The organism is Ensifer adhaerens (assembly GCF_001270265.1).
In the GTDB taxonomy this organism is placed as follows: Bacteria; Pseudomonadota; Alphaproteobacteria; order Rhizobiales; family Rhizobiaceae; genus Ensifer; species Ensifer adhaerens_B.
The window spans coordinates 50,014-76,804 of the sequence record NZ_LGAP01000019.1 but is presented as its reverse complement, the minus strand read 5'-3'; the positions used below and the strand labels follow the sequence as shown (position 1 = coordinate 76,804).

The following is a 26,791-nucleotide window of genomic DNA, read 5'->3' as shown; positions in this document are numbered from 1 at the left end:
CGATAGAATCGTATGCTATGCGCTTGCCGCAACCGGCAGAGCCGCCGGTTCCGCACCGCCGCCGTTGAGCTTGACCGCATCGGCCGGCTTCTTCATCAGGATCTTCAGCACACGGGCCAGCGTCGAGGGAATGTCATGGCGCTTGACGACCATGTCGACCATGCCGTGTTCCAGAAGGTATTCCGACGTCTGGAAGCCTTCCGGCAGCTTTTCGCGCAAGGTCTGTTCGATGACGCGCTTGCCGGCAAAGCCGATTTCGGCGCCGGGTTCGGCCAGATGAATGTCGCCGAGCATGGCGTAGGAGGCGGTCACACCACCGGTGGTCGGGTTCGTCAGCACGACGATATAGGGAAGGCCGGCTTCCTTGAGCATGTTGACCGCAACAGTCGTGCGCGGCAGCTGCATCAGCGACAGGATGCCTTCCTGCATGCGGGCGCCACCGGAGGCCGGGAAGATGACGAGCGGGCACTTCTCCGCAATCGCCTTCTCGAAGGCCTTCACGATCGCCTCGCCTGCGGCCATGCCGAGCGAACCGCCGATGAAGTTGAACTCATGCACGACGCCAACGAGCTTGACGCCCTGGACGCGACCGACACCGGCCACGATCGTGTCTTCCAGCTCGGTCTTGACGCGGCTGTCACGAAGCCGGTCGGCATATTTCTTGGAATCGCGGAACTTCAACGGGTCCTGCGCCACCTTGGGCTGCGGCAGGGCCTCGTAGATACCACCGTCGAACAGATCCTTCAGCCGCGCCTTGGCCGGCATCTTCATATGGAAGCCGGACTGCGGGATGACCCATTTGTTTTCCTCGAGATCGCGGTGGTACACCATCTCGCCGGTTTCGGGGCACTTGATCCAGAGATTTTCCGGAACTTCCCTGCGGCCCAGCATCGAATTGATTTTCGGCCGAACGTAGTTTGTGATCCAGTTCACTTATAGACTCCTGAAGATTTTCTTCGGGTTGTGCGCGCTAATATAGGCAATTATTCGGCTGCTGCGAGCCGTGCGGACCGCACGCCAGCCGAAAGGCCCCTTACCAGCGCTTCGACACCCGGTACCGTCGCGTCCGTTGCCTTGCCCTCTTCGGTCAGGCTCGACGCGATCTGATTGACGATCGCCGTACCGACGACGACGCCATCGGCGGATGCACCGATGGCTCTTGCATGTTCCGCCGTCTTGACGCCGAAACCGACGCAGACCGGCAGTTTCGTATGGGTCTTGATGCGCTGAACGGCGCCGGCAATCAACGACGGATCCGGCAGCGCCGAGCCCGTGATGCCGTTCATCGAGACGTAATACACGAAGCCCGAGGTATTTTCGAGAACCTTCGGCAGACGACGGTCATCCGTCGTCGGCGTCGCCAGGCGAATGAAGCTGATGCCCTTCTCAAGCGCGGGGATGCAGAGCTCATCGTCCATCTCGGGCGGCAGATCGACAACGATCAACCCGTCGATGCCCGCGTCCAGTGCATCCGTCAGGAAGCGATCGACGCCATAGATGTAGATCGGATTGTAATAGCCCATCAGCACGATCGGGGTGCGCTGGTCTTCCTCGCGAAAACGGCGGGCGATCTCGAGCGTCTTTGCCAGCGTCTGGCCGCCCTTCAGCGAACGCTGGCCGGCAAGCTGGATCGCCGGTCCGTCGGCCATCGGGTCCGAAAACGGCATGCCGAGTTCGATGACGTCGGCACCGGCCTTCGGCAGCGCCTTCATGATGGAAAGGGACGTTTCGAAATCGGGGTCGCCACCCATGAAATAGGTGACAAGGACCGGGCGTCCTTCCGACGCCACATCGGCGAACTTTCTGTCCATGCGTGCGGTCATGATCGTTATAGCCCCATACCCAGAATCTTGCCGACGGTGAAGATGTCCTTGTCGCCGCGACCGGAGAGATTCATCAGGATGATCTCGTCCTTGCCCATCTTCGGTGCGCGCTTGATGACCTCGGCCAAGGCGTGCGAGGGCTCGAGTGCCGGGATGATGCCTTCAAGACGGGTCAGCATCTGGAATGCCTCCAGCGCCTCGTGGTCCATGATCGGCACATATTCGACACGGCCGACATCGTTGAGCCAGGAGTGTTCCGGGCCGATGCCGGGATAGTCGAGGCCGGCCGAAATCGAGTGGCCTTCCTTGATCTGCCCGTCGCCGTCCTGCAGCAGATAGGTGCGGTTACCGTGGAGCACGCCCGGCGAGCCGGCGGTGATCGACGCGCAATGCTCGTCGCCTTCGAGCCCCTTGCCGCCAGCCTCGACGCCGACGATCTTCACGCCTTCGTCGTCAAGGAACGAATGGAAGATGCCGATCGCATTGGAACCGCCGCCGACGGCAGCAACGACGAGATCGGGAAGCCGGCCTTCGGCTGCAAGCATCTGCTCCTTCGCCTCCTGGCCGATGACGGCCTGAAAATCGCGGACCATTTCTGGATAGGGATGCGGACCGGCGGCTGTGCCGATCAGGTAGTAGGTGTTGTCGACATTGGTGACCCAGTCGCGCAGCGCTTCATTCATCGCGTCCTTGAGCGTGCCGTTGCCGGCGGTCACCGGCTTCACCTCGGCGCCGAGAAGCTTCATGCGGAAGACGTTCGGCGCCTGGCGCTCGACGTCGGTCGCGCCCATGTAGACGACGCAAGGCAGGCCGAAGCGCGCGGCAACGGTGGCCGAGGCCACGCCGTGCTGGCCGGCACCGGTTTCGGCGATGATGCGCGTCTTGCCCATGCGCTTGGCAAGCAGGATCTGGCCGATGCAATTGTTGATCTTGTGCGAACCGGTGTGGTTCAGCTCCTCGCGCTTGAAATAGATCTTGGCGCCGCCAAGTTCTTCAGTCAGCCGCTCGGCGAAATAGAGCGGGCTCGGGCGGCCGATATAATGCGCGCCGAGATTGTCGAGTTCCGCCTTGAAGGCCGGATCGTTCTTTGCCTTGTCCCACTCATCCTGCAGGTCGAGGATCAAAGGCATCAGGGTTTCGGCAACGAAGCGGCCACCGAAAATGCCGAAACGGCCGTCTTCGTCAGGGCCTGCCCGGTAGGAGTTCAGTTTTGGCGCCTCGTTCACGTGTTGCTCCCTGACCGTGCCGTAACCGCCTCCGCCTGGCGAACAGCATCGAAAAACGATTCCATGAGCTTGAGATCCTTGACGCCCGGCGCGCTCTCGACGCCGGAGGAAATATCGATGGCGCGGGCGCGCGTCTGCGCCAGGGCCTCACCGATGTTGTTCACGTTCAAACCACCGGAAAGCATGTAATCGACGCTGCCGTCAAGCGCATCGAGCAGCTTCCAGTCGAAGGAGACGCCGTTGCCGCCGGGCAATTCCGATCCCGCCGGGGGCTTGGCATCAAACAGAAACCGGTCGGCAATCCCGACATAGGGCTCGACCTTTTCCAGATCGCCGGCATCGCGGATCGACAGCGCCTTCATCACAGGAAGGCCATAGACCGCCTTGACGTTGAGTACCCTGTCGGGCGTCTCGCTGCCATGCAGCTGCAGAATGTCGGGATTGAGCGCGGCGACGATCTCGTCGAGATCGTCGTTGTCGGCATTGACGGTCACGGCGACGATCTTTGCCTGGCCGCGTATCCGGTCGGCCAGACGGCCGGCATCATCGGGTTCCAGATTGCGCGGACTCTTCGGGAAAAAGATGAAGCCCGTGTGCGATGCGCCCAGCGCCACAGCCCGATCCACCGCTTCCGCGGTCTTCAGCCCGCATATCTTCACTTCGGTTTTCATGAGAAGCGACCTTGCATGAAATGTCGCTGGAGTCGAGCCAAAAACCACCCTGCGCACCGTCGTCCCGAGGGTGCGACATTGCGGTGCCCGCGTGCGCTTACCATATGTATTCTATCACAACGGAGAGACGAATGCGTCTGCTGCTTGCCCTCATTCTGCAGATCACCTTGATCGGCTGGGTGCCGGCGGCGATCTGGTCGGTCTATGCGCTCAGCCAGTACAAGACCGACGAGAAGATTCAGGCGGCACTGGCCGGCCGCAACCGCGGCTGATCTCAAACGGACAATTCAATCGAAATCGATGGCGTGCAGCATCGTGCCGTTGCGCCTCAGCCAACGCTTGGCATCATTGGTATCAGGACAAAGCTTCTCGCAGAGCGCCCAGAAATCCGGCCCGTGGTTCATTTCCTGGAGATGCGCGACTTCGTGCGCAGCGAGATAGGCAATGACCTTTGGCGGCGCCATGACGATGCGCCATGAGAAACTCAGGGCGCCATCGGCCGAACAGGAGCCCCAGCGGCTGCGCGTGTCCTTCAGGCTAAGCGACTTTGGACGCCGGCCGATCCGGCCGGCATAGACCGCGACGAGGCGGTCGAGGTCGTGCCGCGCTTCCTTCTTGAGAAAATCGACGATACGCCGGCGCAGATGTTCTTCGCCGCCGCTGACACGCAATATCGCGTCGTCGCCGACGATGACTGTCTCGGTCAAACCTCTGATTTTTCCGGTTCTCTCGATCCGATGCGCGACGCCGCGGATCAGGATCGAGCCGCCCTCTTCCAGCTGGCTTTCGCCGGAGAACCGCGCCAGCTTGGTCATCAACCAGCCCTGATGGCGGTTGAGGAAGGCAGTTACCTCCCGATCGGCCAACCCTTGCGGGATCGTCAGCTTCAGTGCCCGGCCGCCGGGCTCGATGCGCAGCGTCATCCGTGTGGCGCGCGAATTCTGCCGGATGGTCAGTGGAAGCATCTTGCCCGCGACCTCGATTTCTCGGGTCGTGTCGACAGGAGCCGGGGGAATGCGCCGCCGCGTGAAAGAAGGGAACATGACGGCTTTCTATCCGATTCGCGGCCTTTTCGGCTAATGCATAATTCCCTAAAGCGCGCCGCGGTCCAGGGAGTTGCCGATACTCGTGATCGATGTGCTACGGCGTTTCCGCATCTCAAGAGACACCTGCCCCCGCACGGCCGATCGCGACATCCGGTGTTTCATGTGAAACACCGGATGTCCATTTCGTCACTCAGTTTGCCTCGAACGGGGCAACCGGTCCGGAACCGCCGTTGCGGCGTTCACGCATGAAGCGGTCGAACTCTTCCTGGTCCTTGGCGCGGCGAAGCTCGCGCACGTAGGAATCGAATTCCTCGCGCATTTCATCGAGCTTGCGGCGCTCTTCGTCGAGACGGGCAAGCTCGGCTTCGCGCCAGTCATCGAAGGCGACGTTGCCGGTGCGATGATGCTGCGTCCAGTTGGCGCGATTGCCGCGCTTGAAGGCGGAGCACATGCTATCGACCGAGCTGTTGGCGTCTTTCTTGAACGTTTTCAGTTTCTCGCCGAAGAGAATGTAGGCGAGCATGGCCAGGCCGAGCGGCCAGAAGACCACGAAACCGAGCACCATCAATGCAATGGTCGCGGGCGTCCAATCCGGACGGATCAATGCAGATTGGTTCATCTTCAGGATTCCTCGCAATCACCCGGGCCGCCCATCGCGGCCCGGTGAAAACGATGTGGGAAGGCGCGCTTTCGACTACAAGACGCCCTTGCCCGGAATCGGACAAACCCTTGACTCTGCGCCGGCAAAAGCCCGCTTTTTGCTGGGATCAGGCGGTTTTTCCGCCCTTGATCACCTGCGTCACCGGCTTTGCGTGGCGGGCATGCTCGCGCTGGAAGGCGACGATACGCGGCGCGATTTCGCGGCGGAAGCGCGAGCCGTTGAACACACCATAGTGTCCGACATCCGGCTGCATGTAGTGCATCCGCATATGCTCGGGGATGTTGGTGCAGATCGTCTGCGCCGCCTTCGTCTGACCGAGGCCCGAAATGTCGTCGTTCTCACCCTCGACCGTCAGCAACGCGACCTTCTTGATGGCCGTGGTATCGACGCGGCGACCGCGATGCATCATCTCACCCTTGGGCAAGGCATGCTGCATGAAGACGACCTGAACGGTCTGCAGATAGAACTCTGCCGTCAGATCCATCACTGCAAGGTATTCATCGTAGAAATCGCGATGCTTCTCGGCAGCGTCGCCGTCGTTCTTCACGAGATGAGCGAAGAATTCCTTATGGGCGATCAGGTGCCGGTCGAGGTTCATCGACATGAAACCCGAGAGCTGAAGGAAACCCGGATAGACCATGCGCATGAAGCCCGGCTGCGGCCACGGCACCGGCATGACGACATTGTCGCGGAACCATTCGATCGGGCGCTCTTCAGCCAGCTGATTGACGGCTGTCGGATTGATGCGCGTATCGATCGGCCCGCCCATCAGCGTCATAGACGCAGGCGACAGCGGATCGTCTGCTGCTTCCATCAGGGCTGCAGCCGCAAGCACCGGAACGGCCGGCTGACAGACGCCGATGACATGGGTGTCGGGTCCGAGGAAATGCAGCATCTGGATGACGTAGTCGATGTAATCGTCGAGATCGAAGGTCCCCTCGCTCAAGGGAACCATGCGCGCATCGATCCAGTCGGTGATGTAGATATCGGAGTGCGGAAGCAGGGCCTCGACGGTTCCGCGCAGCAACGTGGCATAGTGACCCGACATCGGCGCAACGATCAGCACCTTCGGGTCGGCCGCCCTGCCCTTGGGAAGAGCCCGCTCGAAATGGAGCAGATTGCAGAACGGCTCGCGCCAGACGATGCGCTCATGAACGCCAACGGGCTGGCCGTCGATCAGGGTTTCAGGCAGGCCGAATTCCGGCTTGCCGTAGCGGCGCGTCGATCGTTCGAAAACCTCGAGGCCAGCGGCTGTCGCGCGGCCGAAATAGGTGTGCGAGATCGGGTTCATCGGATTGCTGAAAGCAAGCCGCATGGCATCCGCCGCCGTTCGCCACGGCGCCATCATGGCATGGTTCAGTTCGTAGAGCTGGTAGAACATAGGAAGCGTACCCCTTGGTTCAATCAACGACAACGCCGCTCCCAGTCGGACGCAAGCTTGCGATTGTTTGTCTTGGTGTCCGCAATCCCTGCCAGACTACCATGTTTCTTGTGCACTGCAACAAGTATACCCGTTTCGGTTCGATACAAGCGACTTCTGCGAGAATGCCGCCGGATTACTGATAATTAACAAACGGACTTGCTCGAGGCTGGCCGAAAGAGCGCGTTTTCGTCAGAAATCGCGGTCTTAGGGCGCGAGCAGCAGCCTTTTCTGAAGCGACCCCACGGTGGTCAGTCTTCCGCCCGATCTTCCGCATCGCAGCAGAACGGGCCGTCACGCCGCCGCGATCCGGACGATCGCCTTGACCAGGCCCGACTTCTCGTTCGCCCAGCGTGGCAGATCCTCAACCACCGCATCCATCGTCGTTCGATGGGTGATCAATCTCTCCACCGGCACCAACCCCTCACGTATCGAGTTCACGACATGATCGAAATCCTCGCGCGTCGCATTGCGGCTGCCGATCAGCGTCATTTCGCGCTTATGAAACTCCGGATCGGAGAAGCGGATGTCGTCCTTGACCACGCTGACGAACACCAGTGTTCCTCCGTGAGCCACATAGCCGAAGGCCGCTTCCATCGAGCCGCCATGGCCGGTGGCGTCGAAGACGACATCGAAACCGTCGCCGCCCGTGGCCTCGGCGACGCGCCGGCCGGACGTTTCGTCGGCAACGATGCCAGAACCGAAACCAAGCCGCTCGGTCGCAAAGGCCAGCCTTTCACTGCTGGTATCCATCAGCGTCACCTCGTGGCCGGCGATGCGCGAGAAGATGGCCGTTCCAAGCCCGATCGGCCCGGCGCCGATGACAAGGGCGCGAACGCCGGCAGGTGCGGCAACCCGGCGCACGGCGTGGGCGCCGATGGCGAGGAACTCGACCGTCGCTGCCGCCTCGGGCGATAGATCGATTGCCGGGTAAAGATTGCCCTCGGGAACAAGAATTTCCTCGCAGAAAGCACCGTCTGTGTGGACGCCGAGGACCCTGATGGCGGTGCAGCAATTCGGTTTGCCCCGGCGGCAGGCGACACAGTCGCCGCAGGAGAGATAGGGGTTGACGACCACCGGCGTCCCCGGGGCGATTGTCGTCCCCGGTCCATTGGCAACCACGGTCGCCGAGATCTCGTGCCCCATGACCCTGGGATATTCCAGGAACGGGTGCTTGCCGGCGAAGATGTGATAGTCGGTGCCGCAGATGCCGACATGGCTGACGGCCACGCTGACCCATCCCGAAGGTGGGGCCGACACAGGCGCACGTTCAACAATCTCCAGGCGACCGGGTTGCGGACAGAGGACGGCTTTCATGTCATTTTCCGTATGTTGTCAGAGGCCTCACGCCTAGCGCGCGCCGCGCCGCCTGAGCTGATCAAAATAGACGATCACGATGATCAGGACGCCGGTAATGATGCGCTGCCAGAACGAATTGACGTTGAGCAGGTTGGCGCCGTTGTTGATCGTGGCGAGGATGAAGGCGCCGAGCAGCGGGCCATGTACGGAGCCGACGGCGCCGAACAGGCTCGTGCCGCCGATGACCGAGGAGGCGATCGCCTGCAGTTCCCAGCCTTCGGCCTGTGTGGCATTGCCGATGCCGATACGGGACGCCAGCAGCAGGCCGACGAAGGCCGCGCAGGTCGAGGACAGGATATAGGCGAGGTAGATGGTGCGATGCACGTTGACGCCGGAAAGGCGTGCCGCCTCGCTGTTGGAACCGACGGCAAAGAGATAGCGGCCGAAGCGGCTCAAGTGCAGGAAGACATAGGCCGGGATCGCCACCACGATCACCATCCAGAACAGGCTGGGCACGCCGAGGAAGTCGGCGCGGGAGAAATTGGTGAAGGCCTCGTTGGTGATCGAAATCGTCGAGCCGTTGGTGATCAACAGCCCAATGCCGCGCAGCGAGGTCAGGGTCGCCAGCGTGATGATGAACGGCGGCAGCCCCATGCGGACGATGCCGAAGGCGTGGAAGGCGCCGATCAGCACGCCGAAGGCGAGCGTCAGGATGATGGCGATCCACAGCGGCACGCCGGCGGCGAGCAACCAGGCGACGATCACGCTGGTGAAGCCGACGACGGCACCGACGGAAAGATCGATGCCGGCGGTGATAATGACGAAGGTCTGGCCGACGGCAAGGATTGCCGTCATGGCGCCCTGACGCAGCAGGTTGCTGATGTTGTTGGGCGTCCAGAAACTGTTGGTGGCGAGCCCCAGCAGCAGCCAGAGGAAAAGCAGGAGCCCGAGAAGCGTCAGGCCGAACAGGATGCTCACGCCTTTCCGCGGCGCCGGGCCTGCTCCGCTGTCGACCGTTTCAGCACTCATCGTCGTCCTCCCTGCTTCCCCTTGATTGTCATTGTGGCGATCAGACACCGATCGCCTGCGTCAGCACTTCCTCGTGGCTCGCCGCTCGATAGTCGTGGCTGGCGACCAGCCGTCCCCGCCGGAACACGTGCAGGCGATCGGACAGTTCGTAGACTTCAGGCAGGTAAGAGGAGATCAGGATGATCCCCGCTCCGTTCTCCAGAAGCCGAGCGAACAGCCGGTAGATTTCCGCCTTGGTGCCGACATCGACACCGACCGTCGGCTCGTCGAAGATGAAGAGCTTGGCGCCGTGGCTCAGCCACTTGCCGATGACGATCTTCTGCTGGTTGCCGCCGGACATCGCCGAGGCAAGAACGCGGCGCGATGGCGTCTTGATCTTCAGATCCCTGATCTGCCGATCGGCATTCTCGATTTCCTTCTGACGGTTGATCGTCAGCCCGCGCGTCAGCCGACTGAAAACCGGCAGATTGATGTTGAGACCGATCGGCAGGTTGAGGCAGAGGCCCTGGTCGCGCCGACTTTCCGGCGCCAGCGCAATGCCAAGGTCCATCGCGGTCCGCTCGTTGGCGATCTTGACCTTGCGTCCCTGCCAGTAGACCTCGCCCGCGGTCGAGGCATGGCGGCCATAGAGGCCTAGCGCGAATTCGCTGCGGCCGGCACCGATCAAACCATAGAGGCCGACGATCTCGCCGGCGCGAACGGTCAGCGACACATCCTCGAAGCCGGGGCCGCTCAAGCCTCGGGTTTCGACGATCACTTCACCGGCCGGAAAATGTTCCTTGTGATAGATCTGCTCGATGGTGCGATTGATCATCAGGGTGATCAGCTCGGCGTCATTGGTCTCGCCGATCCTTCGCGTGCCGACATGGGTGCCGTCGCGCAGCACCGAGACACGATCGGCCAGTTCGAAGACTTCCTCCATGCGGTGGCTGATATAGACGATCGTCACACCCTCGCCCTGCAGCCGGCGAATGAGCCGGAACAGTTGCGCGGATTCCTGTCGGGTCAGATAGGCGGTCGGCTCGTCGAAGATCAGAAACTGGGTACCGCGCATGGCGGCGCGGGCGGTCGCGACCAATTGCTGCTGGCCGATCGTCAGGCTGCCGAGCGTTGCCGCGGCCGGCAGGTTGAAGCCGAGATCGTCAAGGACGCTCTGGGCCGCCTCGGTCATGGCTCGCTTGCGCATCAGCCCGGCGCTTTTCATCTCGTCGCCGAGGAACATGTTGGCGGCCACGCTCAAGTGCGGGCAAAGCACCACCTCCTGATGCACGGCGTTGATGCCGCGGGCGATCGCCTCATGCGGATTGTCGAGCTGGACCGGCTTGCCGCACCAATAGACTTCGCCGGAGGTGCGCCGGATGACGCCGGTCAGAAGCTTGATCAGCGTCGATTTTCCGGCACCATTTTCGCCGACGATCGCGTGAATCTCCCCGGACAGGAATGTGATGGAGGCAGGCTTCAGCGCTTCGACGGCGCCGTACTTCTTCTGCAGCGCGCGCATTTCCAGGATCGGCTCGCCCTTCGGCACCGGGTGGCGGGCAGCCGTCTTCAAACCGTCGCTCTTGATATCACTGACCTCATCGAGACCTGGCATCTGCGCATTCCTCCCAATCGCACAGACTGCCAGCGGCCGGTCCTCGTACCCGGCCGCTGGCAACCGTATTCTCGGCGGCAGGCGAAGTTCGCGCGCCTGCCGCCGATTGCCGTTAATTCACTTTCGGGTTGAGCAGAGCATCGATCTTCGGCTCAGCCATGTTGGCCTTGGTCACCAGATTGGCGCCGGTATCGACGTTGGCCTCGACCTTCTCCTTCTTCGAGACCGCCAGCGCCGTCTTCACGCCATCATAGCCCATGCGATAGGGGTCCTGGACGACCAGGCCGGCGAGCACGCCTTCCTTGAGGAAGCCGACGGTCTTCTCGTCGCTGTCGAAGCCGATTACCTTGATCTTGTCGCCGAGCTTGTTTTCGGCAATCGCCTGGCCGACGCCCTGCGCCATGATCAGGTTGGAGGCAAAGACGCCGACGAGGTTCGGATTGGCGGTGATCAGGTCGGTCATCATGTTGAGGCCGGTGGTCGCCTGGCCGTCGGCATATTTGTCGGCCACGACCTTGAAGCCCGGATATTTCGTCTTGATCTGATCGAGGAAGCCTTCACGGCGCTGATCGAGCGAACCGACGCCCGGCAGGTTGGTGATGATTACAATCTCACCCTCTTCCTTGCCGGTCATTCCCTTGACAGCAGCGGCAAGACCATCGGCGGCGATCCTGCCGCCCTGGACGTTGTCGGTCGTCAGGAAGGAGGAGAAGGCCTTGGAGTCGGCAGCAGAATCGATGCCGATGATCGGAACCGATTTTGCGGCTTCGTCGATCGGCTTGCCAAGCGCCTTGAACTCGGTCGGCGAGATCACGACGGCCACCGGCGAACCGGCAACGGCGTTCTCAAGAATAGTGATCTGACCGTTGATGTCGGATTCGGCTTGCGCACCAAGTTCAGGGACATTGACACCAAGGTCCTTCCCGGCCGCGCGTGCGCCCGCCAGCACGATCTGCCAGTAAAAGGACGTGGTATCCTTGACGATGATCGGAATGGTTACATCCTGCGCGAAGGACGCGACAGGCGCCATCGTGGCGATCATCGCCGCGCCGGCCAAGGCGGTGAAGGCACGACGGGAAAGAATGTGCTTGGTTATGCTCATTGGGTTTCTCCTCTCAGTGCACCTCGTTCCACCTTATGGAGATCGATTCACCGGGTGCTCGCGGATCGATCTTTTATCGATAAAAAACATATTGAAACGCTAATACAACATTCTCCGCTTTGCAAGCAGTCGCTGCTGCGATTTGCGTGACTGCACTGTCTCCTCCGAGATTGCGTTTGCGCCGTACCTGCGAAGACCGCCGGCCCGGCACCCGAGCCTCAGGCCCGGACCGCCTCCAATCCAAGCTCCGGCGCCACAAGCGTGTAAGGCTCAAAAGCCGAGAAATCGTCCGCCGACAGTCGGTGCCGCAGCGCGTCCATGTTGCGCTTCAGGCTCTCCGGTTTCGCCGTCCCGAGCAGGACCGAGGCAACCATTGCATTGTCGAGCGGAAACTGCATGGCGGCAGCGGCCAGCGGCACACCACGCTCTCGGGCAATGCGCTCCATCGCGCCGACCTTGCCGCGCACCTCCGCGCTGGCGGGCATGTAGTCGAAATGCGCGCCGTCGACCGGGCCGGTCGCCAGGATGCCGGAATTGAACACACCACCGACGATGAGCGACGCCTTCTTTGTCTCGCAGAGCGGCAGGAGTTCGGCAACGGCGGAACGATCGAGCAGCGTATAGCGCCCCGCGAGCAGGATGCAGTCGATCTCGGCGCGGCGCATCACCTCCAGGCAAACCGGAACCTCGTTGACGCCGAGCCCATAGGCGGCGATCACGCCGCCGGCCTTCAGTTCCTCCAGCGCCTTGAGGCCGGAATCCAAGAGTTGTCTGAGATAGACGGCGTTGCGGGCGGCGCCATGGGTGTAGACGCCGATGTCATGGACATAGAGAATATCGATGCGGTTGAGACCGAGGCGCGCATAACTGAATTCCACCGAGCGCATGATCGCATCGTAGCTGTAGTCATAACGCACGTCGAAGTTCAGCGGCTTGACGTAGGAATAGTCCGGCACCTCACCTTCCGGCACGGGGTGCAGCAGCCGTCCGACCTTGGTGGACAGCACAAACTCATCGCGCGGCTTGTCGCGCAGGAAGTCGCCGACCCGCCGCTCGGCAAGCCCGAGGCCGTAGTAAGGCGCGACGTCGAAATAGCGCAAACCGGCGGCCCAGGCAGCCTCCAGCGTTTCCATTGCCGCTTCGCGCGTGCATTCGCGGTAGAGCCCGCCAAGGCCGGCGGCGCCAAAACTGTATTCGGTCACCGACAGGTCGGTGCCACCGATCTTTCTCGTCTGCATTCCCTGTCTCCTCCCTCCAAGGATGCGCAAATCACACCGTCAGAGTGTCGCCCCGAGATGCCAGGGCACGAATTCGTTGTCGCCGTAGCCGAAAAGCTCGCTCTTGGTCTTCTTTCCCGAAGCGGTATCGATGATGAGATCGAAGATCTCGCGGCCGAGCCCGGCGATCGTCGCCTCCCCGGATGCGATCACGCCGCAATCGATGTCCATGTCTTCTTCCATCGCCCGGAACAGCGCGGTGTTGCTGGTCAGCTTGATCGACGGTGCGGGCCGACAGCCGAAACAGCTGCCGCGGCCGGTGGTAAAGGCGATCACGTTGGCACCGCCGGCCACCTGGCCGGTCGCCGACACGGGGTCGTAGCCCGGCGTATCCATGAAGACGAGCCCGTGTTCGGTGACGCGTTCGGCATAGCCGTAAACCGCATTGAGCGGCGAGCGCCCGCCCTTGGCGACCGCGCCCAGCGACTTCTCCAGAATGGTGGTGAGGCCGCCGCGCTTGTTGCCCGGCGAAGGATTGTTGTCGAGCGAGGCGCCATGCAGCGCGACGTAGTTTTCCCACCAGGCGAGCAGTCCGTCGAGCTTTGCGGCAACCGCGCCGTTGGCGGCGCGGCTGCGCAACAGATGTTCCGCACCGTAGATTTCCGAGGTTTCCGACAGGATGGCTGTGCCGCCGGCAGCAGCCAGAATATCCACCGCCGCACCAAGCGCGGGGTTGGCGGTAATACCCGACAGACCGTCCGAGCCGCCGCACTGCAGGCCAACGATGATCTCGCTCACTGGGATGGCGACGCGACGTTGCCTGCCGACCTCCTCGGCGATTTCATCGAGAATGCCGAGCGCACGCTCCACCGAACGCCGCGAGCCGCCGGCCTCCTGGATATTGAAATGGCGCTTTTCCTGCCCGGCCCCGCTCTGGCCGTAGAGCGTCAACTGATTGACCTCGCAACCGAGCCCGACCATCAGCGCGCCGCCGAAGTTGACGTGCCGCGCATAGCCGGCCAGGGTCCTGTGCAGGTTCATCATGCCGTCGCCAGTCGAAGACATGCCGCAGCCCTGGTCGTGGACGATCGGTACGAAGCCGTCGATGCCATCATATTTCGGCAGGATGCGCCTGTTGGCCTCCTCGGCGATTGCCCGACAGACCGTGGTGGAACAGTTCACGCTGGCAATGATGCCGATGTAGTTGCGCGTCGCCGCCCGTCCGTCTCCGCGCCGATAGCCCATGAACGTGCGCGCCCTGTCGGCGGCACTCGCCTCTTCCGGCGCACCTTGTGGGCTGATCGCCAGCCGGTCCTGATCAAAGGAGAGGTTGTGGGAATGGACATGCTCGCCGGCTTCTATGTCGCTGGTCGCGCGTCCGATCGCCTGGGCATATTTGACCACGGGATCGCCCGCATGGATCGGCCGTATCGCAACTTTGTGCCCGGGATCGATCTTCGTCGCAGCCCGAACGCCGCCAGGCAGAGCCTCGCCGGCAGCGATTGCCAGCGTCGCTACGACCACATTGTCCTCAGGCGCCAGAAGGATTGAAGACGGCACAGACACTCTGAATTTCTCCGTGAAAGCTTCTGCGATTTCGAGATGGGTCTATTTGTCTTTTATCCACAATAGACAGATTGCCGTCAATGGGTATTATGCATCGAGGCAAGTATCGGGCGAACGAAGCGCACCGCGGCCACGGTGGCAACACAGGAGAAACGTCATGATTTTCGTACGAGAGGCGAAGACAAGCGCCCGCCGGCAGGTTAGATCGGCGGCCGACGAAAGCTGATCTTACGATCAGCGGCTCGTCGCCCGTGCAACCCGAACCGGCCGGACCCTGGCAATGGCAAAGCAAAACACCGTCTTCAAGGATGCCTATAACCGCTGCCTGAAGGTGCTGGCGGAGACATCCTCGCTGCCCTCCGAACCGGAGCTGGGTCAGGTGCTTGGCGTCAGCCGGACGACGGTGCGCGCCATTCTCGGCCGCTTCGAAGAGGCGAAGCTGATCACTTGGGACAAGCGCAAGAAGATCGTGCTGCGCCAGCCGCAGCCGGAGGATTATTTCCCGGCGGAGGAAACGGATTCGCTCGCCGAAATCATCGAGCGCAGCTTCATGCGCCGGATTCTGGCCGGTGGAGCCGAGCCGGGCATGCAGATCAACGAATTGGAACTGGCGCGCGAGATCGGCACCGGCACCACAAGCGTGCGGGAGTTTTTGATCCGCTTCAGCCGGTTCGGGCTCATCGAGAAGCGACCGAACAGCCACTGGATCCTCAAGGGTTTCACCCGCGAGTTTGCGCTGGAGCTGACCGAGGTCCGCGAGATGTTCGAGCTTCGCTCGGCCGCAAGCTTCGTTGCGCTGCCGGACAGCCATCCGGCCTGGCAGGAGTTGAGCAAGATCGAGACGCTGCACCGCGAGATCCTGGCCGACATCGACAACCGCTACAAGGAATTCTCCGAGCTCGACGAGCGCTTCCACCTCTTGGTGCACAAGTCGTCGAGCAATCGTTTCATCATCGATTTTTACGACATCATCGCGATCGTGTTCCACTATCACTACCAATGGAACAAGACCAACGCCCGGCAGCGAAACGCAAGGGCGCTGGAAGAGCACCTTGCCTATATCGAAGCGCTCCGGTCGCACGATCCCAAACGCGCCGAGGAAGCCTGCCGACGACATCTGCGCTCGGCACGCGAGACCTTGCTGCAATCTATTCCATAGCCAGCTAACTGGACCGCGACATGAAGACACCGTTTGTGCAGTTTGGAACGAGCCGCTTTCTCCAGGCGCATGCCGATCTCTTCATCAGCGAGGCGCTGGACCGGCAGGCGGCCCCTGGGCACATCACGGTGGTCCAAACTACAGGCTCGACCGAGCGGACAGGACGTCTGGCCGCATTGACGCAGCCCGGGGGCTATCCGGTTGCGATCCGCGGGCTTGCCGACGGCAAGCCAGTGGACAGGGTCGAGCGGGTCACAAGCGTCGCCCGTGCGCTGTCGACTGATGATAGTTGGGACGCCGTTTGCAATATCGTGGCGGACGAGGCCGAGTTCCTGATCTCGAATACCGGCGATACCGGCTACGACATCTTCGGAGACGACCTGTCGGCGCGGGTACCATTGTCGTTTCCCGGTAAACTTCTGCTGCTTCTGAAAGCCCGCTTCGATGCCGGCGGCAAACCGCTCACCATCCTTCCCTGCGAGCTGGTGTCGCGCAATGGCGACGTGCTGAAAGCCATCGTGCTGGAGCTCGCCGGCGAGCGGCTGGGCGAACCCCGATTTTCCGAGTGGCTGGCAAACGAGATAGTCTGGGCCAATACGCTGGTCGACCGGATCGTCTCGGAACCGATCCAGCCGGCCGGTGCTGTGGCCGAGCCCTACGCTTTATGGGCGATCGAGAGACAACCGGGCCTAAGGAAGCCTTGCGAGCACGAATGCGTGCTGATGGTCGACGACCTCGCACCTTACGAAAAACTGAAGCTTCATATCCTCAATCTCGGCCACACGGTGCTCGCGGACATCTGGCTCAGGCAGGCGCGCGACCCCGGCGAAACCGTCCGGCAGATCCTTGCCGATACGGAGATTGCCGGGCGGCTCGAAGATATCTACGGCCAAGAAGTCGTACCTGCCTTTGCCGCCAACGGTCTCGGACAACAGGCAAGCAGCTATGTCGCGACGACGCTCGACCGCTTCCGAAATCCGTTCCTTGACCATCGGCTCGCCGATATCGCCAACCATCACACTGAGAAGATCGTGCGACGGATCGCCGATCTCCGCCGCTGGAGCCCGACCATTGCGATGCCGATGCTCGGCGCGATCTGCGATCAGTAGCCGGATTCCAGCTTGTTCGTCTTATAGCTTTCCTCGCCGGCAAATTCTTGACGCAGCGCCTGCGTCGCCCGAACCAGCGATGTCACGTCGGTGCCGATCGCCATGAAATCGGCACCGAGATCGCGGTAGTCGCGTGCCTGCGCGAGATCGAGCGTCATGATTCCGCGCGCCTTTCCGGCCTTCTCGATGCGCGTGAAAGCGTCGATAATCGCTGCCCGCACCTCCGGGTGCCCCGGGCTGCCGAGGTAGCCCATGTCCGCGGCCAAATCCGATGGTCCGATGAACAGACCGTCGACGCCTTCGAGGGCGGCAATCTCGTCGATCGCCGCCAGGCCTGCACGGCTCTCGATCTGCAGGAGTAGGCAGATCTGGTCGTTTGCGGTGTGAAGATAGTCGGATATCCGGCCGAATTGCGACGCGCGCGCCAGTGCCGCGCCGACGCCGCGAATGCCATGCGGGGGATAACGGGTTGCGCGCACCAGCTCTTTCGCCTGCTCGACGCTTTCGACCATCGGAATGAGCAGCGTCTGCACGCCGACATCGAGGATCTGCTTGATCAGCGCGGTATCGCCGACGGGAAGGCGGACGATCGGATGGCTGGCCGATGCCGCCACTGCCCGGAACTGGGCCGACAACAACGGCAGGTCGTTGGGCGCATGCTCGCCGTCGATCAACAGCCAGTCATAACCGCTGCCGGAGACGACCTCGGCCGCATAGGGGCTCGCCAGTGCGACCCAGAGACCGAGCTGAAAGCGCTGCTCGCGAAGGGCTGATTTGAAGGGATTGGTCGGTGCCGGCATCGCGTCATCTCCTCTTTTCACGACTGCAACCTCTGTACCGGCAAACAAAAAAACCGGCCAGAGCTTTCCGGCCGGTTTCGCGATTAGATCGTATCAACGCGCAAATGCGTCAGGCGATGCCGCCGAGGCAGACATATTTGATCTCGGTGAATTCCTCGATCCCGTACTTCGAGCCTTCGCGACCGAGACCCGAGAGCTTGACGCCGCCGAACGGCGCTTCCGCGGTGGAGATCAACCCGGTGTTGACCCCGACCATGCCGTATTCCAGCGCCTCGGCCACACGGAACACCCGCGCCAGGTCCTTGGCGTAGAAATAGGAGGCCAACCCGAACTCGGTGTCGTTGGCCAACTCGATAACGTCGTTCTCGTCCTTGAAGCGGAACAGCGGCGCGACCGGACCGAAGGTTTCCTCGCGGGCGACTGCCATCGCCTGGGTGACATCGGCCAGGACCGTCGCCTCGAAGAAGGTGCCGCCGAGCGCATGGCGTTTGCCGCCCTGGATCACGCGAGCCCCCTTGGCAGTGGCATCGGCGATATGCTCTTCCACCTTCTCCAGCGCCGCCGTGTCGATCAGCGGGCCGAGGATGACACCCTGGTCGAGACCATTGCCGATCTTGAGCTTGGCAACGGCCGCCGCCAGCTTTTCGGAGAAGGCATCATAGACCTTGTCCTGCACATAGATGCGGTTGGCGCAGACGCAGGTCTGGCCGTTGTTGCGGAACTTGGCGATCAGCGCACCTTCGACAGCCGCGTCGAGATCGGCATCGTCGAAGACGATAAAGGGTGCGTTGCCGCCGAGTTCCAGGCCGAGCTTCTTGATCGTGCCGGCGCTCTGGCGATAGAGCTCCGCGCCAACCTCGGTCGAACCGGTAAAGGTCAGCTTGCGCACCACCGGGTTGGCGGTCATCTCAGCGCCGATCTCGCGGGCCGAACCGGTGACGACACTGAACAGTCCCTTGGGCAGGCCGGCGCGCTCGGCAAGAACCGCGATCGCAATGGCCGAGAACGGCGTCTGCGACGCCGGCTTCAGCACCATGGCGCAGCCGGCGGCAAAGGCCGGGCCGGCCTTACGGGTGATCATCGCATTCGGGAAGTTCCAGGGCGTGATCGCGGCGACGACGCCGATCGGCTGCTTCATCACCATGATGCGCTTGTCCGGCTGGTGGCCGGGGATCAGGTCGCCATAGATGCGACGCCCTTCTTCGGCGAACCATTCGACGAAGCTGGCGCCATAGACGATTTCGCCGGTGGCCTCGGCCAGCGGCTTGCCCTGTTCGAGCGTGAGGATGCGGCCGAGATCGTCCTTGTTCTCGATCATCAGCTCGAACCAGCGGCGAAGCACGCCGGCGCGGTCCTTGGCGGTGCGGGCAGCCCAACCCTTCTGCGCCAGACGCGCCGCTTCGATCGCCGCCTTCGTCTCCTTGCCTCCAAGCTTCGGCACACGGCCGATGAGCTCGCCGGTTGCGGGATTGTTCACATCGATCGCATTGGCGGCATCCGCTTCGATCCATTCGCCACCAATCAAGGCAGCCTGGCGAAACAGTGACGGGTCCTTAAAAGTCATCGCGCGTCCTCTCTCAGAAAAAATCTACAGAACTTATACAACTTTTTTATCGCTCTCGACAATCACCCGAAACACCGTTTCTGCATATTCCGGTGTGATGCCGGATCGAGCCGGCGAAGCGATCGGTGGTTCGAGCGCAAAGCCGGTTTCATAGCTCCGCGATCCCATGTAGCGTCCGCGGCGAATCTCGCCCACACGGCCTCGCTCCCCGGCGGCAACTGTCGTCGATGGCGGCGCTCCTCCCACGGGATTCCCGATACGATAACAGAGGTATGTTCATGACGGAAAGCAACCACAGGACCGCCGACCATCCGATCGACACCATGTTTCTGAAGCGCTGGTCGCCGCGCGCGTTCACACAAGAAGAGATCGGCGAGGAGGAGTTGCTCTCGCTGCTTGAAGCCGCCCGCTGGGCGCCGTCGGCGAGCAACAACCAGCCCTGGCGGTTCGTCTACGCCCGCCGCGGCACCGAGCATTTCGCGGCCGTGCTGGATATTCTGAACGAGAGCAATCAGCGCTGGGCGAAGCACGCCGCCGCGCTGGTGATCGTCATCTCGAAGACCCACACGCAGGCAGCCAGCGGCGAGATGCGGGCGACCTATACCCATGCCTTCGACCCCGGCGCGGCCTGGTTCAGCCTTGCGCTTCAGACAACCGTTGCCTGCTGGCACGCACACGCGATGGCCGGCATCGATCGCGACAAGGCGATGACCACCCTTGGCGTCCCCGATTATTACCGGGTCGAGGCGGCGGTGGCGATCGGCCGGCTTGCCGATCCTTCGACGCTTCCGGACGATCTGCGCGAACGGGAGAAGCCGAGCCAGCGCAAGCCGCTTGCCGAACTGGCCTTCGAAGGCCGTTTCAAGGCGGAATAGACAAAAAGATCCCGGAGCCTTGCGGCACCGGGATCTCAATAAGCGGGGATCTGGTCGCGATCAGATATCGAGGTTGGCGACGCTCAGCGCGTTTTCCTGGATAAAGTCGCGGCGCGGCTCGACCTCGTCGCCCATCAGGCGCGAGAACAATCCGTCCGCGTCGGTCGCATCGTTCACCCGAACCTGGAGCAGCGAGCGCACGTTCGGATCGAGCGTCGTTTCCCAGAGCTGCTCGGCATTCATCTCGCCCAGACCCTTGTAGCGCTGCATCGACAGACCCTTGCGGCCTGCCGCGAAGATCGCATCCAGAAGCGCGCGCGGGCCGCTGATATCTTGTGCACCATCGCGGCGGCGGAGCACCGGAGGTGCGGAGTAAACTTCCTTGAGCTTCGATGTCAGCTGGTCGATATGGCGGGCGTCGGACGAGCCAATCAGCGCCATGTCGAGGATAGCGACTTCCTTGACGCCACGAACCATGCGTTCAAGCTTGAGGCCGCCTTCGGTCGTGACCGCTCCGGTCCAGCCGCGTTCGGTCTCTTCGGCAATCACGTCGAGCCTGCGAGCCACTTCGATGGCGACCTGCTCGTACTGTTCGCGCTGGCCGTTCAGCTCGACATTCAAGGCGCCGGCAATCGCTGCCTGTTCGACAATCGAACGATTGTAGCGCGAGTGAAGACCATCCATCAGATTACGCACGCGCAACGCGTCGTTGATGACCTCGCGCAGGTCCTGGCCGGCGCGAACCTCGCCGGAAGCAAGCTGGAGCGTCGCTTCCTCGAGACCCATGGAGATCAGGTAGTCTTCCAGCGCCTGCTCGTTTTTCAGGTACTGGGCGGACTTGCCGCGCGTCACCTTATAGAGCGGCGGCTGGGCGATGTAGAGGTGGCCACGCTCGATCAGTTCCGGCATCTGCCGGAAGAAGAAGGTGAGCAGCAGGGTGCGGATGTGGGCGCCATCGACGTCGGCGTCCGTCATAATGATGATCTTGTGGTAACGCAGCTTGTCGGCGTTGAACTCGTCCTTGCCGATCGATGTGCCGAGCGCCGTGATCAGCGTGCCGATTTCCTGGCTCGACAGCATCTTGTCGAAACGCGCGCGTTCGACGTTCAGGATCTTGCCGCGCAGCGGCAGGATCGCCTGGTTTTCGCGCGAGCGTCCCTGCTTGGCCGAACCGCCTGCCGAATCGCCCTCCACCAGGAAGACTTCGGACTTTGCCGGATCGCGTTCGGAGCAGTCGGCGAGCTTGCCCGGCAGCGAAGAGATGTCGAGCGCACCCTTGCGGCGCGTCAGTTCGCGCGCCTTGCGCGCCGCCTCGCGGGCGGCCGCCGCTTCGACGACCTTGCCGACAAGGATCTTGGCGTCGGAGGGATGCTCCTCCAGCCAGGTGCTCAAAGCTTCGTTGACGAGACTTTCGACAACCGGACGGACTTCCGAGGAAACCAGCTTGTCCTTGGTCTGCGACGAGAACTTCGGATCCGGCACCTTGACGGAGAGAACGGCGGTCAGGCCTTCGCGGCAGTCGTCGCCGGTCAGCGTCACCTTTTCCTTCTTGGTGATGCCTGACGTTTCGCCGTAGGAGGTGATCTGCCGGGTCAGCGCGCCGCGGAAACCGGCCATGTGCGTGCCGCCGTCGCGCTGCGGAATGTTGTTGGTGAAGCAGAGCACGTTCTCGTGGTAGCTGTCGTTCCACCACATCGCGACTTCGACGGTGATGCCGTCCTTTTCGCCGCGGATCGATACCGGCTTCTGCACGAGCGGCTTCTTTGCGCGGTCGAGGTAGGCGACGAAGGCTTCGAGACCACCGTCATACATCATCTCGTCCTGACGTACGTCCGAATGGCGCTTGTCGGTCAAGACGATGCGCACGCCGGAATTCAGGAAGGCGAGTTCGCGCAGGCGGTGTTCGAGCGTGCCATAGTCGAAGTCCGTCTTGGTAAAGGTGTCGGTGCTTGGCAGGAACGTCACTTCGGTGCCGGTATCGGTGCCGGCGTCGCCGATCACCTTTAGCGGACTGTCAGCCACGCCATGGGTGAAGCTCATCTCATGGATCTTGCCCGCACGGCGGATCTTCAACCGCAGCATGACGGAAAGCGCGTTGACCACCGAGACGCCAACGCCGTGCAGACCGCCCGAAACCTTGTAGGAATTCTGGTCGAACTTACCGCCGGCATGGAGCTGCGTCATGATGACCTCAGCCGCCGAGACGCCTTCTTCCTTGTGGATGTCGGTCGGGATGCCGCGGCCGTTGTCGGTTACCGTGACCGAACCATCGGCATTCAGCGTCACCGTGACGATATCGGCGTGGCCCGCGAGCGCCTCGTCGATCGCGTTGTCGACCACCTCATACACCATGTGATGCAGACCGGAGCCGTCATCGGTGTCGCCGATATACATGCCCGGCCGCTTGCGTACGGCATCCAGGCCCTTCAACACCTTGATGGAGTCGGCACCATATTCGGCGGCGGCGCCGGTATCGGTTTCAGGAATATCGGTCATTCGGCTTCGGGTCTTTCCAGGTTCTTCGGACGTGGTGATTCGTTGCGAATCACGTCTCGGACGCCTCGCGGACTATAGAAAATTTGTCCACGGTTCCAAATCCCGGACCGCGCGCAGCGGCCGGAAAACAGCTGTTCATCCCCTGTCATTAGCAGGAAATGTGGCTTTTTCCAAAACATCTTCCAGGGCACGGATGGTGTCGACGGACAAATCGCGGATTTGCCCGCTCAAGCGGTTGGCGAAGGCCGTGTGTTCCGGCGCCAGCCCGGACGTATCCAGCACGACTTTCGGCGCCGAGACATGGGCGATCTGGAACAATTCCTCGGCCTCGTCCCAGATGACGTTGAAATAGCCGGCCACCCTTTGCAGAAAATCGAAACTCGGCGCGCCACGCTTTCCATGTTCAAGCGCCGAGAGATAGGCGGCCGACACGCCGATCGCTGCGGCCATCTGTTTCTGCGACACGCCCTTCTTGCGCCGCAACTCGCGCACCGCCGCACCGAAGGGGGTCACGTGGCGCTCCCCTTGCTGCGCGCCAATCGGACATAAAGCGCGCCATCGCCACCATGATTACGCGCTGCGGGCTCGTAGCTTGAGATCAATGGCCGGAACTCCGGCAGCGAGAACCAGAGCGGCACGGCGCGCTTCAACGCGCCATCGCTGCCGATCGACGTTCCCTTGCCGGTGATAACAAGAACGTGGCGCAGCCCGCGCTCGTGCGCTCTCAAAAGAAAATGCAGAAGGAAGCCGTGGGCTTCACTCTGGACCATTCCGTGCAGATCGATCCGCGCCTCCAGCGCCAGGTGCCCCTTCGACAGCTTGCGCTTGACGGGTTTTTCAAGCGGATAGTGGTGCCGGCCGTTCGAGGTCTTGCTGAGGGCAATTCCCTGCAGTTCGTCGGTACCACCGGCCGGAGTGGCGGCTTGCGCCTTTTGCGGCTCATCCTTGGGCTCGGCTGGAACATCCTCGCCAAGAAATTCCCTGAGATCGTCGAGGCGGCCGGGCATGGGCCTGGTCGTGCGCGCAACCTTTCCCCATAGAATCCGCTCTTCCGCCGAAAGCTTCTTGCCCCTAGCCATTGCCGTATCTTGCCGCAGCCGCGCGAGGAACGAAGATGTAGAAATCGGCTTCGTTGCGAACCGCACCCGCAAGCTCGCCGGCCCTATCGCCGGACCCGGTGAAGATGTCGCCACGGGCCGGGCCGACGATGGCCGACCCCGTGTCGAGCGCCAGCATCAGGCGTCGAAACGGCCGTCCGGCATCAAGTCGCGTCAGGCTCTCGCTCGAGATGAAGAAGGGCACGCCGAAGGTATGGATCAGCCGATCGACGGCAAGCGACCGGCCCGGCTCCAGCGAAACCTTGGCGGCGGCGACCGGGCCCAGCCGCTCGTCTTCGACTTCCGCCTCGCGGAAGAAGATGAAGGAGCGATTGTGCCAAAGGACCTCGTCGACCTGATCCGGATTGGCCGCGAGCCAGCCCCGGATGCTCATCATCGAGACGGTCGAGGCATCGATCTCGCCGCGATCGATCAGCAGCTTTCCGATCGGGGAAAAATAGTGGCCGGTCTTGGCGGCATAGGTGATACGCCGGCGCGAACCATCGGGATAGACGAGCCGGGCAGCGCCCTGGACGTGGACGAAGAACACGTCGACCTTCGATCTGGCATAGGCGATCTCCAGACCCCGCCCCGCCAGAAAGCCCTGCTCGATCGCGCGGCGGTCCGGATACTCGCCGACCACGCCATCATGCAGCCGGCCAAAGGCAAAATAAGGATCCATATCTGTCGGCCGGTTGGTGTCGTCGACATCGACGAGATCGATCGGGCGCCGGTAGATCGGGTATCGGAAGATCTCGTCCGGTTTCGCCTGGACTTCGATCTCGGGTTCATAGAACGCCGTCACGAAACCGGTCTTGCCAGTTTCGGGCCGGATTCTGAAGGCGACGAACTGTTGCTCGAAAAACGCACGCGCCGCAGCTGCGTCGGCGACGTCTGCGCTTGCAGCCGAAAACGCCGGCATCAAGTCATTGACCGAAATGCCAAGCGAACCGGTGCGATAAGGCTTTGCGGTCGAGACATGGTGATGACAGCGGCGCAGCGCTTCAATCACCGCGGTCGGATCGTCGTCCTGCCACCCCGGCAAGTCTGAGAAGGTGACAGGCTCAAGTCGAAGCGTCATGGTCGCCCCTTCCGATCAGTTTTCGGATTCGGTAGCGATCAGCTTCCAGTTCGGATCACGCGAGCGAATGTCGCGCGAGAACGTCCAGAGATCGTTGACTTCGGCCACCGACTCCGCGTCTCCATCGATGATGGCGCCCTGCTTGTCGTAGGTCGCCGAGATCAACTGGCTGACGATCCGGACCGTGATGTTCTCTTCGCTGTCCTTGACTTCGGCGTGGACGATATCGGCCTTCTCGATACCGACGAAGGTGGATTTCACCACTTCGCCCTTGCGTTCGCGCTCGGCAATCGCGGCATCGAAGCCTTCGAAGACTTCCCGCGACAGCAGGTTCTTCAACGTCTTGCGGTCGCCATCGGCAAACGCCATGACGATCATCTCGTAGGCCATTTTCGCGCCGTTGACGAACTCCTTCGGGTCGAAGCCTGCGTCGGCGTCGGTCAGCGAGCGGAGCTGATCGTTGAGCGGCGTCCCCGCCTTTGCGAAGTCGTCGATCGCGGCATAGCGGGCCGAATCGTCCTCGGCATTGTCGCGGCGCGGCAGTTGGACGACCTTGCCATTGTCGGCCTTTTCGGGCCCCTGGCTCATGTCCCTCGGCGAATAAGGATCAAACGGCGGCCGTTCGCTGCCGGTCCGGCGACCGAGAACGCTGCGCAACTGCAGGAAGATGACCACTGCGGCGATCAAGAAAAAAAACGTGATGAAGTCGAAAGAGCCCATTTCCACCCGAAACCGCTGTTAGAATTTCTCGTAGCTATTCCATATAGTCCGCAAGGATAGATCATTCAAACCGCGTTGTCGCACCCTTAGATCGGAGGCGACGATGCGACGACCCTTTCAGGCACCGCCAATGCGCTCAATGTTAATTCCCCTGGTCATTCTTGGACTGCCCCTTGCCGAGATTGCCGGCTTCGTTATCGTCGGCCGCGAGATCGGCTTGGCCATGACGCTGCTGCTCGTTCTGTTGAGCGCGATTGCCGGGGTCGTGCTGCTTCGCCTTCAGGGTTTCGCCGTCATCAAGCGCGTGCAGGAAGCAACACGCAGCGGCAGTGATCCCGGCCGCGAGGTCCTCGGCGGCGCCTTGATGTTCGTCGCAGCCCTTTTGTTGATGGTGCCCGGCTTCATCAGCGACATCTTTGGTCTGCTTCTGTTTGTGCCGCCTGTCAGGCATGCCGTGGCCGGCTATTTGAGATCGAAAATGACTGTTGTGACGGCCGCGTCGAGCCAGTCCTGGCGCGGACCGGGCCAAACGCCGGAGGAGCGCGCGCAACCGCGCGTCATCGACCTTGGCGAAGGCGAGTTCTCGAGGACCGATGACGACGAACCCAACCCGTCCGAAGAGCGTCGTCGGCAATAGCAAGGGCCTGTGGCGCAGGGTTGTAAGCCCTATGACGAAATGCTAGATGGCCTCACCGAATTGAAGTCGAGGAAACCCTAATGACGACTGATACCGCATCCAACGGCAACGGCAGCGCGCAGCAGAGCCCGTCGCTCAACATCCTCGCCCAGTATGTCAAGGATCTCTCCTTCGAGAACCCGGGCGCACCGCGTTCGCTGCAGGCCCGTGACAATGCCCCGTCGATCAACATCAATGTCAACGTCAACGCGAACCCGCTCGCGGAGTCCGATTTCGACGTCGTACTCTCGCTGAACGCGGAAGCGAAAGACGGCGAGCGCGTCCTGTTCAATGTCGAGCTCTCCTATGGCGGCGTTTTCCGTGTTGCCGGCTTCCCGCAGGAACACATGCTGCCACTGCTCTTCATCGAGTGCCCGCGCCTGCTGTTCCCGTTCGCTCGCCAGATCGTTGCCGACGCGACCCGCAACGGCGGTTTCCCGCCGCTGATGATCGACCCGATCGATTTCGCTCAGATGTTCGCCCCGCGCATGGCCGAAGAAAAGGTCCGCGCCCAGGTCGCAAACTCCAGCGAGACCGCCAACTGATATCTGCTCAGTCTG

General features: G+C 62.0%; 27 protein-coding genes. 6 read left to right on the top strand and 21 right to left on the bottom strand.

Translation table 11 applies throughout. The annotated features are described in order from the left end of the window. Nucleotides 1–15: 15 nt before the first annotated feature. The 4 genes from accD to AC244_RS23190 are packed head-to-tail and all read right to left on the bottom strand — an operon-like array spanning nt 16 to nt 3,720. A complete protein-coding gene (gene accD / locus AC244_RS23205) occupies nt 16–933 on the bottom strand; it encodes an acetyl-CoA carboxylase, carboxyltransferase subunit beta (RefSeq protein ID WP_053251184.1) in 918 nt (305 codons plus the stop codon). Nucleotides 934–983: 50 nt separating this feature from the next. Continuing rightward, entirely contained in the window at nt 984–1,823 is an 840-nt protein-coding gene (gene trpA / locus AC244_RS23200; protein ID WP_053251183.1) for a tryptophan synthase subunit alpha, read from the bottom strand. A 5-nt stretch (nt 1,824–1,828) separates the two neighbouring features. Further along, complete coding sequence (gene trpB / locus AC244_RS23195) at nt 1,829–3,049, bottom strand: tryptophan synthase subunit beta (protein ID WP_053251182.1); 1,221 nt, start codon at nt 3,047–3,049, stop codon at nt 1,829–1,831. Next, on the bottom strand, nt 3,046–3,720 hold the full coding sequence (locus tag AC244_RS23190; RefSeq protein ID WP_053251181.1) for a phosphoribosylanthranilate isomerase: 675 nt from the start codon (nt 3,718–3,720) through the stop codon (nt 3,046–3,048). Before AC244_RS23190 ends, trpB begins: the two co-directional genes overlap by 4 nt. A 131-nt stretch (nt 3,721–3,851) precedes the next feature. On the opposite strand from AC244_RS23190, the gene AC244_RS35620 reads away from it, so the two are divergent. Then, on the top strand, nt 3,852–3,992 hold the full coding sequence (locus AC244_RS35620; RefSeq protein ID WP_234717009.1) for a hypothetical protein: 141 nt from the start codon (nt 3,852–3,854) through the stop codon (nt 3,990–3,992). A gap of 15 nt (nt 3,993–4,007) precedes the next feature. Here AC244_RS35620 and AC244_RS23185 read toward each other — a convergent pair whose 3' ends face one another. The 9 genes from AC244_RS23185 to AC244_RS23145 all read right to left on the bottom strand — a co-directional run bounded on the left by AC244_RS23185 (nt 4,008) and on the right by AC244_RS23145 (nt 14,654). Next, the gene (locus AC244_RS23185) at nt 4,008–4,763 is read right to left on the bottom strand and encodes a M48 family metallopeptidase (RefSeq protein ID WP_053251180.1); all 756 of its coding nucleotides are present in this window, start codon (nt 4,761–4,763) and stop codon (nt 4,008–4,010) included. A 193-nt stretch (nt 4,764–4,956) separates the two neighbouring features. Further along, entirely contained in the window at nt 4,957–5,385 is a 429-nt protein-coding gene (locus AC244_RS23180; RefSeq protein ID WP_053251179.1) for a DUF2852 domain-containing protein, read from the bottom strand. Nucleotides 5,386–5,533: 148 nt separating this feature from the next. Continuing rightward, nucleotides 5,534–6,808 carry a polyhydroxyalkanoate depolymerase gene (gene phaZ, locus AC244_RS23175; protein WP_053251178.1) on the bottom strand — a complete coding sequence of 425 codons (1,275 nt, stop codon included), beginning with the start codon at nt 6,806–6,808 and terminating at the stop codon, nt 5,534–5,536. 333 nt (nt 6,809–7,141) lie between these two features. Continuing rightward, on the bottom strand, nt 7,142–8,164 hold the full coding sequence (locus AC244_RS23170; protein ID WP_053251177.1) for a zinc-binding alcohol dehydrogenase family protein: 1,023 nt from the start codon (nt 8,162–8,164) through the stop codon (nt 7,142–7,144). Nucleotides 8,165–8,197: 33 nt separating this feature from the next. After that, nucleotides 8,198–9,175, bottom strand: coding sequence for an ABC transporter permease (locus AC244_RS23165; RefSeq protein WP_053251176.1), 978 nt, complete (start codon nt 9,173–9,175; stop codon nt 8,198–8,200). A gap of 40 nt (nt 9,176–9,215) precedes the next feature. Then, nucleotides 9,216–10,769 carry a sugar ABC transporter ATP-binding protein gene (locus tag AC244_RS23160; protein WP_053251175.1) on the bottom strand — a complete coding sequence of 518 codons (1,554 nt, stop codon included), beginning with the start codon at nt 10,767–10,769 and terminating at the stop codon, nt 9,216–9,218. A 112-nt stretch (nt 10,770–10,881) separates the two neighbouring features. Next, nucleotides 10,882–11,871, bottom strand: a complete 990-nt coding sequence (locus AC244_RS23155; protein ID WP_053251174.1) for an ABC transporter substrate-binding protein — start codon at nt 11,869–11,871, stop codon at nt 10,882–10,884. 218 nt (nt 11,872–12,089) lie between these two features. Continuing rightward, nucleotides 12,090–13,109, bottom strand: a complete 1,020-nt coding sequence (locus tag AC244_RS23150; protein ID WP_053251173.1) for an aldo/keto reductase — start codon at nt 13,107–13,109, stop codon at nt 12,090–12,092. A gap of 39 nt (nt 13,110–13,148) precedes the next feature. Continuing rightward, the gene (locus tag AC244_RS23145) at nt 13,149–14,654 is read right to left on the bottom strand and encodes a UxaA family hydrolase (RefSeq protein WP_053251172.1); all 1,506 of its coding nucleotides are present in this window, start codon (nt 14,652–14,654) and stop codon (nt 13,149–13,151) included. Between the two features lie 280 nt (nt 14,655–14,934). Between AC244_RS23145 and AC244_RS23140 the strand changes: the two genes are divergently transcribed. Together AC244_RS23140 and AC244_RS23135 are read left to right on the top strand one after the other, a co-directional pair. Next, nucleotides 14,935–15,813: a GntR family transcriptional regulator gene (locus AC244_RS23140; RefSeq protein ID WP_053251171.1), complete on the top strand. Its 879-nt coding sequence runs from the start codon at nt 14,935–14,937 to the stop codon at nt 15,811–15,813. Between the two features lie 20 nt (nt 15,814–15,833). Next, entirely contained in the window at nt 15,834–16,922 is a 1,089-nt protein-coding gene (locus AC244_RS23135) for a D-mannonate oxidoreductase (RefSeq protein ID WP_053251170.1), read from the top strand. Here the strand turns inward: AC244_RS23135 and hpaI are convergent. The 3 genes from hpaI to AC244_RS37225 all read right to left on the bottom strand — a co-directional run bounded on the left by hpaI (nt 16,916) and on the right by AC244_RS37225 (nt 19,481). Then, nucleotides 16,916–17,722 carry a 4-hydroxy-2-oxoheptanedioate aldolase gene (gene hpaI / locus AC244_RS23130; protein ID WP_053251169.1) on the bottom strand — a complete coding sequence of 269 codons (807 nt, stop codon included), beginning with the start codon at nt 17,720–17,722 and terminating at the stop codon, nt 16,916–16,918. The genes AC244_RS23135 and hpaI overlap by 7 nt on opposite strands. 109 nt (nt 17,723–17,831) lie before the next feature. Continuing rightward, the gene (gene gabD / locus AC244_RS23125) at nt 17,832–19,286 is read right to left on the bottom strand and encodes an NADP-dependent succinate-semialdehyde dehydrogenase (protein WP_053251168.1); all 1,455 of its coding nucleotides are present in this window, start codon (nt 19,284–19,286) and stop codon (nt 17,832–17,834) included. A gap of 33 nt (nt 19,287–19,319) precedes the next feature. After that, entirely contained in the window at nt 19,320–19,481 is a 162-nt protein-coding gene (locus AC244_RS37225; protein WP_161807892.1) for a hypothetical protein, read from the bottom strand. A gap of 83 nt (nt 19,482–19,564) precedes the next feature. Here AC244_RS37225 and AC244_RS23120 point away from each other — a divergent pair, with 83 nt between their 5' ends. Further along, the gene (locus tag AC244_RS23120) at nt 19,565–20,161 is read left to right on the top strand and encodes a nitroreductase family protein (RefSeq protein ID WP_053251229.1); all 597 of its coding nucleotides are present in this window, start codon (nt 19,565–19,567) and stop codon (nt 20,159–20,161) included. Between the two features lie 60 nt (nt 20,162–20,221). Here the strand turns inward: AC244_RS23120 and gyrB are convergent, their stop codons facing one another. The 5 genes from gyrB to AC244_RS23095 all read right to left on the bottom strand — a co-directional run bounded on the left by gyrB (nt 20,222) and on the right by AC244_RS23095 (nt 25,555). Further along, complete coding sequence (gene gyrB / locus AC244_RS23115; RefSeq protein WP_053251167.1) at nt 20,222–22,657, bottom strand: DNA topoisomerase (ATP-hydrolyzing) subunit B; 2,436 nt, start codon at nt 22,655–22,657, stop codon at nt 20,222–20,224. Between the two features lie 135 nt (nt 22,658–22,792). Then, nucleotides 22,793–23,170, bottom strand: a complete 378-nt coding sequence (locus AC244_RS23110; RefSeq protein WP_053251166.1) for a helix-turn-helix domain-containing protein — start codon at nt 23,168–23,170, stop codon at nt 22,793–22,795. Next, nucleotides 23,167–23,736, bottom strand: a complete 570-nt coding sequence (locus tag AC244_RS23105) for a Smr/MutS family protein (protein ID WP_053251165.1) — start codon at nt 23,734–23,736, stop codon at nt 23,167–23,169. Before AC244_RS23105 ends, AC244_RS23110 begins: the two co-directional genes overlap by 4 nt. Further along, nucleotides 23,729–24,835 (bottom strand): murein transglycosylase A, encoded by a 1,107-nt coding sequence (locus AC244_RS23100; RefSeq protein ID WP_053251164.1) that lies wholly within the window; start codon nt 24,833–24,835, stop codon nt 23,729–23,731. The genes AC244_RS23105 and AC244_RS23100 overlap by 8 nt, the downstream gene beginning before the upstream one ends. A 15-nt stretch (nt 24,836–24,850) precedes the next feature. Continuing rightward, nucleotides 24,851–25,555, bottom strand: a complete 705-nt coding sequence (locus AC244_RS23095) for a Tim44/TimA family putative adaptor protein (protein WP_053251163.1) — start codon at nt 25,553–25,555, stop codon at nt 24,851–24,853. 130 nt (nt 25,556–25,685) lie between these two features. On the opposite strand from AC244_RS23095, the gene AC244_RS23090 reads away from it, so the two are divergent. Together AC244_RS23090 and secB are read left to right on the top strand one after the other, a co-directional pair. Then, on the top strand, nt 25,686–26,192 hold the full coding sequence (locus AC244_RS23090) for an FxsA family protein (RefSeq protein ID WP_053251162.1): 507 nt from the start codon (nt 25,686–25,688) through the stop codon (nt 26,190–26,192). Nucleotides 26,193–26,272: 80 nt separating this feature from the next. Further along, a complete protein-coding gene (gene secB / locus AC244_RS23085) occupies nt 26,273–26,776 on the top strand; it encodes a protein-export chaperone SecB (protein WP_053251161.1) in 504 nt (167 codons plus the stop codon). Nucleotides 26,777–26,791: the final 15 nt, after the last annotated feature.

Excerpts from the sequence above, each read along its gene's own strand:
- AC244_RS23170 (WP_053251177.1), bottom strand. The coding sequence starts at position 8,164 with ATGAAAGCCGTCCTCTGTCCGCAACCCGGTCGCCTGGAGATTGTTGAA.
- AC244_RS23140 (WP_053251171.1), top strand. The coding sequence starts at position 14,935 with ATGGCAAAGCAAAACACCGTCTTCAAGGATGCCTATAACCGCTGCCTG.
- AC244_RS23100 (WP_053251164.1), bottom strand. The coding sequence starts at position 24,835 with ATGACGCTTCGACTTGAGCCTGTCACCTTCTCAGACTTGCCGGGGTGG.
- AC244_RS23095 (WP_053251163.1), bottom strand. The coding sequence starts at position 25,555 with ATGGGCTCTTTCGACTTCATCACGTTTTTTTTCTTGATCGCCGCAGTG.
- AC244_RS23135 (WP_053251170.1), top strand. The coding sequence starts at position 15,834 with ATGAAGACACCGTTTGTGCAGTTTGGAACGAGCCGCTTTCTCCAGGCG.
- AC244_RS23105 (WP_053251165.1), bottom strand. The coding sequence starts at position 23,736 with ATGGCTAGGGGCAAGAAGCTTTCGGCGGAAGAGCGGATTCTATGGGGA.
- AC244_RS23165 (WP_053251176.1), bottom strand. The coding sequence starts at position 9,175 with ATGAGTGCTGAAACGGTCGACAGCGGAGCAGGCCCGGCGCCGCGGAAA.
- gyrB (WP_053251167.1), bottom strand. The coding sequence starts at position 22,657 with ATGACCGATATTCCTGAAACCGATACCGGCGCCGCCGCCGAATATGGT.
- secB (WP_053251161.1), top strand. The coding sequence starts at position 26,273 with ATGACGACTGATACCGCATCCAACGGCAACGGCAGCGCGCAGCAGAGC.
- AC244_RS23180 (WP_053251179.1), bottom strand. The coding sequence starts at position 5,385 with ATGAACCAATCTGCATTGATCCGTCCGGATTGGACGCCCGCGACCATT.
- AC244_RS23190 (WP_053251181.1), bottom strand. The coding sequence starts at position 3,720 with ATGAAAACCGAAGTGAAGATATGCGGGCTGAAGACCGCGGAAGCGGTG.
- AC244_RS23185 (WP_053251180.1), bottom strand. The coding sequence starts at position 4,763 with ATGTTCCCTTCTTTCACGCGGCGGCGCATTCCCCCGGCTCCTGTCGAC.
- phaZ (WP_053251178.1), bottom strand. The coding sequence starts at position 6,808 with ATGTTCTACCAGCTCTACGAACTGAACCATGCCATGATGGCGCCGTGG.
- gabD (WP_053251168.1), bottom strand. The coding sequence starts at position 19,286 with ATGACTTTTAAGGACCCGTCACTGTTTCGCCAGGCTGCCTTGATTGGT.
- AC244_RS23160 (WP_053251175.1), bottom strand. The coding sequence starts at position 10,769 with ATGCCAGGTCTCGATGAGGTCAGTGATATCAAGAGCGACGGTTTGAAG.
- AC244_RS23155 (WP_053251174.1), bottom strand. The coding sequence starts at position 11,871 with ATGAGCATAACCAAGCACATTCTTTCCCGTCGTGCCTTCACCGCCTTG.
- trpA (WP_053251183.1), bottom strand. The coding sequence starts at position 1,823 with ATGACCGCACGCATGGACAGAAAGTTCGCCGATGTGGCGTCGGAAGGA.
- hpaI (WP_053251169.1), bottom strand. The coding sequence starts at position 17,722 with ATGCCGGCACCGACCAATCCCTTCAAATCAGCCCTTCGCGAGCAGCGC.
- AC244_RS35620 (WP_234717009.1), top strand. The coding sequence starts at position 3,852 with ATGCGTCTGCTGCTTGCCCTCATTCTGCAGATCACCTTGATCGGCTGG.
- AC244_RS23090 (WP_053251162.1), top strand. The coding sequence starts at position 25,686 with ATGCGCTCAATGTTAATTCCCCTGGTCATTCTTGGACTGCCCCTTGCC.
- AC244_RS23120 (WP_053251229.1), top strand. The coding sequence starts at position 19,565 with ATGACGGAAAGCAACCACAGGACCGCCGACCATCCGATCGACACCATG.
- AC244_RS23150 (WP_053251173.1), bottom strand. The coding sequence starts at position 13,109 with ATGCAGACGAGAAAGATCGGTGGCACCGACCTGTCGGTGACCGAATAC.